Source organism: Streptomyces sp. SID3212, from assembly GCF_009865405.1.
Taxonomy (GTDB): domain Bacteria; phylum Actinomycetota; class Actinomycetes; order Streptomycetales; family Streptomycetaceae; genus Streptomyces.
The window spans coordinates 1-10,516 of sequence record NZ_WWJY01001082.1 but is presented as its reverse complement, the minus strand read 5'-3'; the positions used below and the strand labels follow the sequence as shown (position 1 = coordinate 10,516).

Below are 10,516 nucleotides of genomic sequence, written 5' to 3'. Positions count from 1 at the left end.
GGCGGGTGGGCGGGCACACGGGCGCCTGCGGGACAGGTCCGCGCCGCCGGGTGCTTCGCATGCCACCGGATCCTGTACGACGCGCACCCGGCCCGCCACCGGACGCGCGGCCGCATCGCACCCGCCCGGCGCCCCGGGCGCTACGTCGCCGCTTCCGCCGCCGTCGCCTGGGAGGGGACCACCACCAGGAAGAAGTCCGAGTCGAGGTCCATGATCACCTCGGCCGGTGTGCCCTCGTCCCTCCGGGCCCGTGCGAACTCCTCCGCGGGCCAACTGCCACGCGGCCCACCCGCGGGAAATTTCTCCAGCACCGTACGGCGCATCGTGTACCCCCTTGTCACATCGAGTTCCAACGATGTTCCTCGGGATTGTGTTACGCCCGGCACGGACATCGGTTCGTACAGTAGGCCGCTGTCCAGCCGAAACGGAAGCGGAACGGAAACGGACCGGCAACGGCTGGGACACATCCGGATCTCCGGGAGCCGGTCCGGACGGCCGCTCCGACCCCCTCCGGGGTTTCCGTGGCAGGGTGTTGCGGGCAATCCACTGGGGGCTACGGAAGAGGGGGATGCCGTGATTGTCTGGGTCAACGGGGCGTTCGGAGCGGGGAAGACCAGCACCGCACACGAACTGGTCGATCTGATCCCCAACTGCACGCTCTACGACCCTGGGCTCACCGGTGCGGAACTGGCGCGGCTGCTCCCGCAGAAGCGGCTCGCCGACGTCACCGACTTCCAGGACCTGCCGATCTGGCGCCGTCTGGTGGTGGACACCGCGGCGGCCCTGCTGGCGGAGCTGGGCGGTGTGCTGGTCATCCCCATGACTCTCCTGCGGCAGGAGTACCGCGACGAGATCTTCGGGGGGCTGGCCGCCCGGCGCATACCGGTCCGGCATGTGCTGCTGGCAACTGACGAAACGATCCTGCGTGGGCGCATCGCCGCCCGGGAGGCCCGGGACGGCGACCGGGAGGCCGCCGAGCGTGACCGTCAGTGGTGTGACGAACACATCGAGCAGTACCGTACCGCCCTGCACTGGCTCACCGCCGACGCCCACGTCGTCGACACCGACGCCCGGACGGCCCGCGAGAGCGCCGAGTGCCTCGCCGAGGCGGTACTGAGCGGCACGGCGCGCGCCTGCGCGATCGTACAGACCCCCGAACCCACCGCCGAGACCCTCGCGGCCGGGGTGCTGCTCTTCGACGAGCGGGGCCGGGTGCTGCTCGTGGACCCCACGTACAAGCCCGGTTGGGAGTTCCCCGGCGGGGTGGTGGAGCAGGGCGAGGCGCCCGCACGGGCCGGCATCCGCGAGGTGGAGGAGGAGATAGGCATCCGGCTCACCGACGTACCGCGGCTGTTGGTCATGGACTGGGAACCACCCCGGCCGCCCGGCTACGGCGGACTGCGCCTGCTGTTCGACGGCGGACTGCTGCCCGCCGGGCTGGCCGGGCAAGTACGCCTGCCGGGCCCCGAGTTGCGTGACTGGCGCTTCGTCGGGGAGGAGGAGGCGGCCGGCCTGTTGCCGCCCGCCCGCTTCGAGCGGCTGCGCTGGGCCCTGCGGGCCCGCGAGCGGGGGATCGTGCTCAACCTGGAGGACGGTGTCCCCGTCGGCTGACCGGGCCGGTCACCGGGCCGGCGGCACCGGCCCGGTGACCGGCTCCCCGAAACCGGGAGTCGGGTCGCCGTGCCCGTAACAGACCGTGGACGGCCCCAGGGTGAGCAGCCGGTCCATCGACTGCCGCGCGCGCTCCCGGTCCACGTGGAAGACACCGAGGGTGATCCCGTTCACCGACGCCAGGGTGTCCCCGACGAACAGCACACCGTGGTACGGCAGATGGACCGCGATCGAGCCGTCGGTGTGCCCCGGCGTGTGCACCACCCGGGCCCCGTCGCCGAAGCCCAGCTCGTCGCCGTCCTCCACCTCCCGGTCCACGCGGGTGGGTGGCGCGGGCGGCACGGTCAGGCCGTGCTCGTAGAGCGGGATCTCCCAGTCGAGCAACACCGGTTCCGGCACCGGCACATCACCCCGGACGACCGGGGCGTCCAGCCGGTGCGCGACCACCTCCGCGCCGTGGCGCCGCGCCAACTCCCCGGCGGAGCCCACGTGGTCGCGATGGCAGTGGGTGAGGACGACACGGCGCAGCGCGCCCGGGTCCTGCCCCAGGCGGGTGACCGCCTCCTCTATCTCCGTCGCGGCACCGCTGTGCCCGGCGTCGACCAGGGTCAGTTCCGTGCCGTCGCGCCACAGGTAGGCCTGGCCGACCGGGAAGCGCAACAGGTGGAGCCGCGGGCGTATTTCGACGACGTCGATGAGGTCCATGCGACGACCGTAGGCAGCGGCGGGCCGCTCGCGCGCGCTTCTACGCTTCGGGCGATCTTCGCTGTCCGCTGAACCCGCGCGCTCCTGAAACCGCGCGCCCTTGAAACCGCGCGCCCTTGAAACCGCGCGCTCCTGAAACCGCGCCCGCTCCTGAACCGCCCGCCGCCCACGGGCCCCGAGGAGCCCGCAGGGCGGCCGATCCCGCCCTGTGCGGCCCGTACGGCTCAACCCCGCTTCGACTCCGCGTAGTTGACCAGGAAGTGCGCCTCGGTGACGGAGAGGCGCTCCAACTCCTCCGGCGAGACGCTCTCGTTCACCGCGTGGATCTGCGCCGCCGGCTCGCTCAGCCCGATCAGCAGGATCTCGGCACTCGGATACAGCGCGGCCAGTGTGTTGCAGAGCGGGATGGAGCCGCCCTGCCCCGCCGTCTGCATCTCCTGGCCGGGATAGCCGGCCCGCATCGCCTCCGCCATCGCAGCGTACGCCGGGCTGGAAGTGTCCGCGCGGAACGCCGACCCCTGCCCGATCTGCTCCACCGCGACCCGCGCGCCCCACGGAGTGTGCTTCTCCAGGTGCGCGGTCAGCAGCTTCGTCGCCTCGGCGGTGTCCTGGCCCGGCGGCACCCGCAGGCTGACCGTGGCCCGCGCGCCCGCCTGGATCGAGGGCGTGGCGCCCACGACCGGCGGGGCGTCGATCCCGATGACCGTGACGGACGGGCGCGCCCAGATCCGGTCGGAGACCGTCCCGTCGCCGATCAGCTCCACCCCGTCGAGCACCTTCGCGTCCGTACGGAAGTCGGCCTCCGGGTAGTCGAGCCCTTCCCACACGGCGTCCGCCGCGAGCCCCTCCACCCGGGTCGAACCGTCCTCGGCGCGCAGCGAGTCCAGGACCCGGATCAGCGCCGCGAGCGCGTCGGGGGCCGCGCCGCCGAACTGGCCCGAGTGCAGGTTCCCTTCGAGGGTGTCGACCCGGACGCGCAGGAGGGTCATCCCGCGCAGGGTGGCCGTGACGGTCGGCAGGCCCACCCGGAAGTTGCCCGTGTCGCCGATCACGATGGTGTCGGCGGTCAGCAGGTCCGGGTGAGCCTCCGCGTACCGCTCCAGGCCGCCCGTCCCCTGCTCCTCCGAGCCCTCGGCGATCACCTTGACGGTCACCGGCACCCCGCCGTTCGCCTTGAGGGCGCGCAGGGCCAGCAGATGCATCAGGAAGCCGCCCTTGCAGTCGGCGGCCCCGCGTCCGTACCAGCGGCCGTCGCGCTCGGTCAGTTCGAACGGCGGGGACAGCCACGCCGCCTCGTCCAGCGGCGGCTGTACGTCGTAATGGGCGTAGAGCAGCACCGTCGGGGCGCCCTCGGGGCCGGGCAGTACACCGTAGACGGACTGGCTGCCGTCGGGGGTGTCGAGGACCGCGACATCCTGGAATCCTTCGGTACGCAGCGCGCCGGCGACCCACGCGGCCGCCGCCTCGCACTCGCTCTTCGGGAACACCGCAGGGTCCGCCACCGACCGGAAGGCCACCAGTTCCGCGAGCTCCGCCCGGGCGCGGGGCATCAGCGACGCGACGGTTTCGGCAATCGGATCGGCGGTCATGGGCACGCTCCTCGTGGGTGCGACGTTCTCCGGGTAGGAGGACGTGAGTGGTACGGCGAAGGCACCACAGATCCTCCCACAGCGGTTCCGGGGCGCACGCGCCGTAGGATGCCGTTCGACAACAGGGGCCACCGGTCGGATCAGGAGCAGAAGCACATCGTGAGCAGCGAGAACGCAGACGCCGGAAGCGAGCACGACGAGCCGGTGTGGGATGTCGTCGTGGTCGGAGCAGGGCCGGCGGGAGCGTCGGCGGCCTATGCCGCGGCGGTCGCGGGCCGTCAGGTGCTGCTGCTGGAGAAGGCCGAGTTGCCCCGCTACAAGACCTGCGGGGGAGGCATCATCGGTCCCTCGCGCGACGCGCTTCCTCCGGGCTTCGAGCTTCCGCTCAGGGACCGGGTGCACGCGGTCACCTTCTCCCTCAACGGCAAGCTGGCCAGGACACGCCGGTCGAAGCGGATGCTCTTCGGGCTCATCAACCGCCCCGAGTTCGACGCGAGTCTGGTCGAACACGCGCAGAAGGCCGGCGCGGTGCTCCGTACGGGAGCGACGGTCTCCCGGGTCGAGCAGCACGGCCCGGCCGTGCCCGACCGCCGTACGGTCGCGGTGGTCCTCTCGGACGGCGGGACGGTGCTGGCGCGGGCCGTGGTCGGCGCCGACGGCAGCGCCAGTCGGATAGGCGCGCATGTCGGGGTGAAGATGGACCAGGTCGACCTCGGCCTGGAGGCGGAGATCCCCGTGCCGGAGACGGTCGCGGAGGACTGGGCGGGGCGGGTCCTCATCGACTGGGGCCCGCTGCCGGGGAGTTACGGCTGGGTGTTCCCCAAGGGCGACACGCTCACCGTCGGGGTGATCTCGGCGCGGGGCGAGGGCGCGGCGACCAAGCGGTATCTGGAGGACTTCATCGCCCGGCTCGGTCTCGCCGGGTTCGAGCCGTCCGTCTCGTCCGGGCATCTGACGCGCTGCCGCAGCGAGGACTCGCCGCTGTCGCGCGGCCGGGTGCTGGTGTGCGGGGACGCGGCGGGGCTGCTGGAGCCGTGGACCAGGGAAGGGATCTCCTTCGCCCTGCGGTCGGGACGGCTCGCGGGGGAGTGGGCGGTCAGGATCTCGGAGTCGCACGACGCCGTGGACGCCCGCAGGCAGGCGCTGAACTACGCGTTCGCGATCAAGGCCGGTCTCGGTGTGGAGATGGGGGTCGGCCGGCGGATGCTCGGGATCTTCGAGCGCCGTCCCGGGCTGCTGCACGCGGCGATCACGGGCCTGCGCCCGGCCTGGAACGCGTTCGCGGACATCGCCAGGGGCTCGACGTCGCTGGCCGGGCTCGTACGGACCCATCCGCTGGCCCGGCGCGCGCTGGACGTCCTGGACCGCAGGCAGGCTGCTGCCGCCGCCGCGGCTGCCGCCGAGGCCGAGGCGGGTGCGTCGGAGGCCGGGGCCGCGGAGGCCAAGGCGCCGGAGGTGGGCGCTCCGTAGGGCGCCGACGTGCTCCCGGCCGCCCCGCCCCGCCCGCCGGACGGGGCGGTCAGTCCGTCGCGATCAGGAAGACGGGGTGGTCCGGGGCCGCCGCGGCGATCTCCGCGTCGGAGGACTTCGCGGTGACGCCCTGGAAGTACTGGTTGACCTCCCAGCCCCAGCGCTCCAGGTAGGCGCGCAGGATCGCGGGCTTCTCGCCGTCGGGGATCTCGGTGGCGGTGAAGGTACGGACCTTGCGGCCGACACGCAGCTCGCCGCCGCCCGCGGCCCTCATGTTGCGGACCCACTGGGAGTGGCCGCGGGCGGAGACGAGGTACTGGGCGCCCTCGAAGGGGTGCGGGTTGACGGGGACGCGCTGCATCCGGCCGCTCTTGCGGCCCCGTACGGACAGCTCGGCCGTGCCGAGCATGCTCACGCCGTGCCGGGCGAGCCAGCCGATGACGCCGTTCATCCGGACGGTGAAGCGGCTGCCCTGGAGGTAGTACGGCTGCGACATGGTGACTCCCTGGTGGTGGGGGGCGCGGTGGGGCCGCGCTGAGAACCGCTGTTTCGAGAGCGGTGCTCTCGCTTGAGATCAGTGTGCGCGTACGCGTGCTCCAAAGCAAGAGCACTGCTCTCGAATCGGGTCACCGATCTGAATCCGGGTACAGTGCTCTCCATGACGACCATCCGGGGAGCACGGGAACGAGCCCGCACCGAAGTCACCGCCGCGATCAAGGACGAGGCCCGCGAGCAGCTCGCTGCCGAGGGCGCCGCGAAACTCTCCCTGCGCGCCGTCGCCCGCGAGCTGGGCATGGCGTCCTCCGCGCTCTACCGCTACTTCCCCAGCCGCGACGACCTGCTGACCGCCCTCATCGTCGACGCGTACGACGCGGTCGGCGCCGCCGCGGAACAGGCACTCGCCGCCGCCGCCCCCACCGACCACCCGGCCCGCTGGACCGCCGTCTGCGTGGCGGTACGCGACTGGGCCCTGGCCCACCCCCACGAGTACGCGCTGATCTACGGCTCACCCGTACCCGGCTACGCGGCGCCCGAGCTGACCATCGCCCCCGCCTCCCGCGTCGGCCTGGCGCTGATCTCCGTCGCCCGCGACGCCCACCGCGAGAACGGTGTCGCCCTCCCGCCGCTCACCGAACGGCTGCGCCCCGAGGCCCGGCGGATGGCCGAGCGGTTCGCGCCGGACCTCCCGCCCGAGGTGGCGGTGGCCCTGGCCGCGGCCTGGGCACAGGTCTTCGGGCTGATCTCCTTCGAGCTGTTCGGCCAGTTCCAGGGTGTGATGGACGACCGCGCCGCGTTTTTCGCCCACGCCGCGCGCCGCCTCGGCCACGACGTCGGACTGCTCTGACGCTCCGACGGCCGGGGTCAGGCCGCCGGTGGCGATCCCGGCAGCGGGGCCGGAGTCCCGCGCAGTACGTCCTCGTACCGGGCGCGCAGCGCCGGCCCCGGTTCCGCCGCCGTCGCCTCCGCGATCCTGGCCCGCGCCTCTCCGTACGCCACCAGCGCCTCCGCCGGGCGCCCGGCGCGGTGCAGCGCCAGCACCAGCAGGCCGGCCAGCGGTTCACGCAGCGGGTGCGCGGCCACCAGCCGGGTCAGTTCGGCCACGCACTCCCGCGCGTGCCCCCGCTCGATCTCACCCTCCAGCCGGGCCTCCCGTTCGCGCACCCGCTCCTCCGCCCAGCGCCGGCGCTCCGCCTCCAGATACGGCCCCGCCAGCCCCTCCGCGTACACGCCGCGCCACAGCGACTCGGCCCGCACGGCCAGTTCACCGGCGCCGCGCAGATCCCCCGACCCGCGCGCCTCCCCGGCCGTGCGCAGCAGGTCGTGCCGCTCGCGGAGATCGTCGATGGCCGCGCCGGCGAGGCGGTAACCCCGGCCGGTCCAGGCCAGTTCGGGGGCGGCTCCCGGCCTTCCGGCGCCCGGTCCGAACGCCAGGGCGTGGCGCAGGCCGGAGACGTACTTCTGGACCAAGGCCCTGGCCCGCGAGGGCGGTTCGTCGCCCCAGACCGCGTCGACGAGCGCGTCGTACGGCATCGCCCCGCCGTCCTGGTGCAACAGGACGGCGAGCACGGACCGTTGCAGCGGCGGCCCCAGCGGCACCTCGCCGTCCGGCCGCAAGGCCCTGAGCGGGCCGAGCAGTTCGAACCGTATGCCCGCCACGCGTATTCCGTCCGTCATGTCCCGAGCGTATCCCGCCACCCCTCTCGTGACGGTCCGCCCCCGCCGGTCCGCCGCGCCGGGCGTACTCCCCGGGGAGTACGGAGGGTCACCTCGCCCGGCTGACGCCCGGACCGGGCGGCCGGGTCTAGCGTGGCCGGTATGGAAGACCAGCACACCAGCCGTGACCAGGGCAGCGGCCGCCCGGCGTTCCTCCGCGCCCGGCGGACCGGCGGGCGGGCGCGGCGCGTCCCCTGGCCCTCCACCCTGCTGCTGACGGTCCTCGTCGTCGTCGGAACGGTCTTCGCCGGGCGGCACCAGCACCGGGCCGGCCTCGACGTCTACGCCTTCCTGCTGCTGCTCGCCGGTCCCGCCCTGCTGCTGTTCCGGCGGCGGCACCCCGTCGTCGCGGTGTACGGGGTGGTGGCCACGACGCTGGTGTACCTCGGCGCGGGCTACCCGTACGGACCGGTCTTCGTCACCGTCGTCGTGGCCGCGTTCGCCGCCATCGCGGCGGGCCACCGCTACCCGGCCTGGGGGGCCGTCGGCCTGCTCTGGGCGGGCCACGTCCTGCTCACCCACTGGCTGTACCGGTGGCTCCCGCCGTCCGGCGACCAAGCGGCGCCCTGGGGACAGGAGGTGGTGATCGCCGCCTGGGTGGCGGCCGTCTGCGCCGCCGCCGAACTGCTCCGCGTGCGACGGGAGCAGTGGGCCAAGGAGGCCGCCGAGCGCGAGGCCGCCGAGCGGCGCAGGACGGACGAGGAGCGGATGCGCATCGCCCGCGAACTGCACGACGTACTGGCCCACTCCATCTCAGTCATCAACGTCCAGGCGGGCGTCGGGCTCGCCCTGCTCGACGCCGACCCCGGACAGGCCCGCTCGGCGCTCACGACCATCAAGGCGGCGAGCAAGGAGGCCCTGGGCGAGGTGCGCCAGGTCCTCGACACCCTCAGGACACCCGGCGACGCCCCGCGCGCCCCGGCGCCCGGCCTCGACCGGCTCCCGGAGCTGGTCGAACAGGCCGCGGGCGCCGGTCTCACCGTGGAGGTCCGGCGTGAGGGCGAGGCGGCGCGGCTGCCGCCCGGGGCGGATCTGGCGGCCTTCCGGATCATCCAGGAGGCGCTGACCAACGTCGTACGGCACTCGGGATCCCGTACGGCACGCATCACGCTCGGTTACGAACGCGGGACGTCCGGGCGTGGGCCCCGCCTGCTCCGGCTCCGTGTCGACGACGCGGGACCCGCCACCCACGGCGACGCGGGCGGCGGCGGCAACGGCCTGGTCGGCATGCGGGAGCGGACGGCCGCGCTCGGTGGCACGATCGAGGCCGGCCCGGGCCCGGACGGCGGCTTCCACGTCCACGCCACGATCCCCCTGACGACCGAGGAGACCCCGTGATCCGCGTCCTGCTCGCCGACGACCAGTCCCTCGTACGGGCCGGATTCCGCGCGCTCCTCGACGCGCAGCCGGACATCGAGGTCGTGGACGAGGCCGCGGACGGCGAGGAGGCCGTGAGCCGGGTACGTGAACTCCGCCCGGACGTCGTGCTGATGGACATCCGCATGCCACGTCTGGACGGTCTCGCGGCCACGCGCACGATCACCGGCGACCATCGGCTCGGCGGGGTGAAGGTGGTCGTGCTGACCACCTTCGAACTCGACGAGTACGTCTTTGAAGCCATCCGGTCCGGTGCCTCGGGATTCCTCGTCAAGGACACCGAGCCGGACGAACTCCTGCGCGCGGTCAGGGCGGTGGTCGGCGGGGACGCGCTGCTCTCGCCGGGGGTGACGCGCCGGCTCATCGCCGAGTTCGCCTCCCGCTCGAAGGCCCCGGCGGACGCCCAGGGACTCGGTGAACTCACCGAGCGGGAGCGGGAGGTGATGGCCCTGGTGGGCATCGGCCTGTCCAACGACGAGATCGCCCGGCGGCTGGTCGTCAGCCCGCTCACCGCCAAGACCCATGTGAGCCGGACGATGGTGAAGCTGGGTGCGCGGGACCGGGCCCAACTGGTGGTGCTGGCCTACGAGTCGGGGCTCGTACGGCCGGGCTGGCTGGGCTGATCCCCGGAGGGCCGGTCTCCGTACGGCGGATCCTCGCCCGGCGCCGGGTCGTACGGGGTCGGGTCGTACGGGGTCGGGTCGTACGGCGCGCGGTCACCCAGAGCCGGGTCGCGCGGGAAGCGCCACAGCACATGCACCACCCGCACCACGAACGTGAGGCCCGCGGCCACGCCCGCCACGCGGGCGAGACCGCGCGGCAGGTCGAAGAACCACACGGGCGCGTACAGGCCGCCGTACACGAGGCAGGCGACGAAGCCGGCGCTCACCAGCGCGTAGCCGATCTCGACGGTGGCGGCGTCCCGTTGCGCTCGGCTCTGTGTCCCCATCCGCCGAGTTTCACCGCATGTGCGGCCCCGGGCAAGGGAGTTCACCCGGCGGTTCCGGACGGGGTCAGGCCTCGCGGGGGTGCGCGGGCCGCGGCCGGTCGCGCAGCAGCCGTACGAAGGCGCCGAGCGCGGCCGACTGGATCAGGACCGACAGGACCAGCGCGGCGTAGGCGAACGGGGCCGACGCGGTCACCCCGTCACCGAGCACTCCGCCGCCCATGAGGAAGACGAAGACGGTCGGCGCGGCGAGGAAGAAGAGCCAGACCCCGGCGAACGAGGCGTCCTGGTGCTGGACGAAGAGGGTGTCGACCGCCACGAACACCGTCATCGCGGCCACCAGGCCGAGGTAGACCCGCGACGCGAGGGTGCCGAAGGTCAGCCGTGCCAGCGCGGTCAGCCGTTCTGAGTTCATGTCGTTCTCCCTGGTCCCCGTCGGTAGGCGACGTGCGTGAAGTGATGCCCTTTCAGCATGCGGCGAACCGAACGGATGTGCCTGAGTACGCCTACTCAGGTACGGGGGACGCCTGGTCCGCGGGGCCCGGGGCGGCGGAAGGCGCGGAGACGGGAGGCGCGGAGGCGGAGGGCGCGGAGGCCGGGTCCG

Annotated in this window: 12 protein-coding genes; 5 read left to right on the top strand and 7 right to left on the bottom strand. The window is 73.5% G+C overall.

Annotation, left to right across the window (positions count from 1 at the left end; all coding sequences use genetic code 11):
• Positions 1 to 140: 140 nt before the first annotated feature.
• A complete protein-coding gene (locus GT042_RS32250; protein WP_161312239.1) occupies positions 141 to 323 on the bottom strand; it encodes a hypothetical protein in 183 nt (60 codons plus the stop codon).
• 250 nt (positions 324 to 573) lie between these two features.
• Between GT042_RS32250 and GT042_RS32245 the strand changes: the two genes are divergently transcribed.
• Positions 574 to 1,611 (top strand): NUDIX hydrolase, encoded by a 1,038-nt coding sequence (locus GT042_RS32245; RefSeq protein WP_161312237.1) that lies wholly within the window; start codon positions 574 to 576, stop codon positions 1,609 to 1,611.
• A 9-nt stretch (positions 1,612 to 1,620) separates the two neighbouring features.
• Here GT042_RS32245 and GT042_RS32240 read toward each other — a convergent pair whose 3' ends face one another.
• Together GT042_RS32240 and GT042_RS32235 are read right to left on the bottom strand one after the other, a co-directional pair.
• Positions 1,621 to 2,307, bottom strand: coding sequence for an MBL fold metallo-hydrolase (locus tag GT042_RS32240; protein ID WP_161312238.1), 687 nt, complete (start codon positions 2,305 to 2,307; stop codon positions 1,621 to 1,623).
• 233 nt (positions 2,308 to 2,540) lie between these two features.
• Positions 2,541 to 3,905, bottom strand: a complete 1,365-nt coding sequence (locus GT042_RS32235; protein WP_161312236.1) for a dipeptidase — start codon at positions 3,903 to 3,905, stop codon at positions 2,541 to 2,543.
• A gap of 108 nt (positions 3,906 to 4,013) precedes the next feature.
• On the opposite strand from GT042_RS32235, the gene GT042_RS32230 reads away from it, so the two are divergent.
• Positions 4,014 to 5,375, top strand: coding sequence for a geranylgeranyl reductase family protein (locus GT042_RS32230; RefSeq protein ID WP_202534352.1), 1,362 nt, complete (start codon positions 4,014 to 4,016; stop codon positions 5,373 to 5,375).
• 49 nt (positions 5,376 to 5,424) lie between these two features.
• Here the strand turns inward: GT042_RS32230 and GT042_RS32225 are convergent, their stop codons facing one another.
• A complete protein-coding gene (locus GT042_RS32225) occupies positions 5,425 to 5,871 on the bottom strand; it encodes a nitroreductase family deazaflavin-dependent oxidoreductase (protein ID WP_161312234.1) in 447 nt (148 codons plus the stop codon).
• A 162-nt stretch (positions 5,872 to 6,033) separates the two neighbouring features.
• Between GT042_RS32225 and GT042_RS32220 the strand changes: the two genes are divergently transcribed.
• On the top strand, positions 6,034 to 6,720 hold the full coding sequence (locus GT042_RS32220) for a TetR/AcrR family transcriptional regulator (RefSeq protein ID WP_161312233.1): 687 nt from the start codon (positions 6,034 to 6,036) through the stop codon (positions 6,718 to 6,720).
• 17 nt (positions 6,721 to 6,737) lie between these two features.
• Here GT042_RS32220 and GT042_RS32215 read toward each other — a convergent pair whose 3' ends face one another.
• On the bottom strand, positions 6,738 to 7,550 hold the full coding sequence (locus GT042_RS32215) for an AfsR/SARP family transcriptional regulator (RefSeq protein ID WP_161312232.1): 813 nt from the start codon (positions 7,548 to 7,550) through the stop codon (positions 6,738 to 6,740).
• Positions 7,551 to 7,691: 141 nt separating this feature from the next.
• Here GT042_RS32215 and GT042_RS32210 point away from each other — a divergent pair, with 141 nt between their 5' ends.
• On the top strand, positions 7,692 to 8,927 hold the full coding sequence (locus GT042_RS32210; protein ID WP_161312231.1) for a sensor histidine kinase: 1,236 nt from the start codon (positions 7,692 to 7,694) through the stop codon (positions 8,925 to 8,927).
• Entirely contained in the window at positions 8,924 to 9,589 is a 666-nt protein-coding gene (locus GT042_RS32205) for a response regulator transcription factor (protein WP_161312230.1), read from the top strand. The genes GT042_RS32210 and GT042_RS32205 overlap by 4 nt, the downstream gene beginning before the upstream one ends.
• Here GT042_RS32205 and GT042_RS38440 read toward each other — a convergent pair.
• Complete coding sequence (locus GT042_RS38440; protein WP_202534351.1) at positions 9,550 to 9,915, bottom strand: DUF6332 family protein; 366 nt, start codon at positions 9,913 to 9,915, stop codon at positions 9,550 to 9,552. The two genes, GT042_RS32205 and GT042_RS38440, sit on opposite strands and share 40 nt — an antisense overlap.
• Positions 9,916 to 9,979: 64 nt before the next feature.
• Entirely contained in the window at positions 9,980 to 10,327 is a 348-nt protein-coding gene (locus GT042_RS32195; RefSeq protein WP_161312229.1) for a hypothetical protein, read from the bottom strand.
• Positions 10,328 to 10,516: the final 189 nt, after the last annotated feature.

Coding starts and splice junctions, on each gene's coding strand:
- GT042_RS32230 (WP_202534352.1), top strand. CDS start 4,014: ATGCCGTTCGACAACAGGGGCCACCGGTCGGATCAGGAGCAGAAGCAC.
- GT042_RS32215 (WP_161312232.1), bottom strand. CDS start 7,550: ATGACGGACGGAATACGCGTGGCGGGCATACGGTTCGAACTGCTCGGC.
- GT042_RS32210 (WP_161312231.1), top strand. CDS start 7,692: ATGGAAGACCAGCACACCAGCCGTGACCAGGGCAGCGGCCGCCCGGCG.
- GT042_RS32195 (WP_161312229.1), bottom strand. CDS start 10,327: ATGAACTCAGAACGGCTGACCGCGCTGGCACGGCTGACCTTCGGCACC.
- GT042_RS32225 (WP_161312234.1), bottom strand. CDS start 5,871: ATGTCGCAGCCGTACTACCTCCAGGGCAGCCGCTTCACCGTCCGGATG.
- GT042_RS32250 (WP_161312239.1), bottom strand. CDS start 323: ATGCGCCGTACGGTGCTGGAGAAATTTCCCGCGGGTGGGCCGCGTGGC.
- GT042_RS32235 (WP_161312236.1), bottom strand. CDS start 3,905: ATGACCGCCGATCCGATTGCCGAAACCGTCGCGTCGCTGATGCCCCGC.
- GT042_RS32220 (WP_161312233.1), top strand. CDS start 6,034: ATGACGACCATCCGGGGAGCACGGGAACGAGCCCGCACCGAAGTCACC.
- GT042_RS38440 (WP_202534351.1), bottom strand. CDS start 9,915: ATGGGGACACAGAGCCGAGCGCAACGGGACGCCGCCACCGTCGAGATC.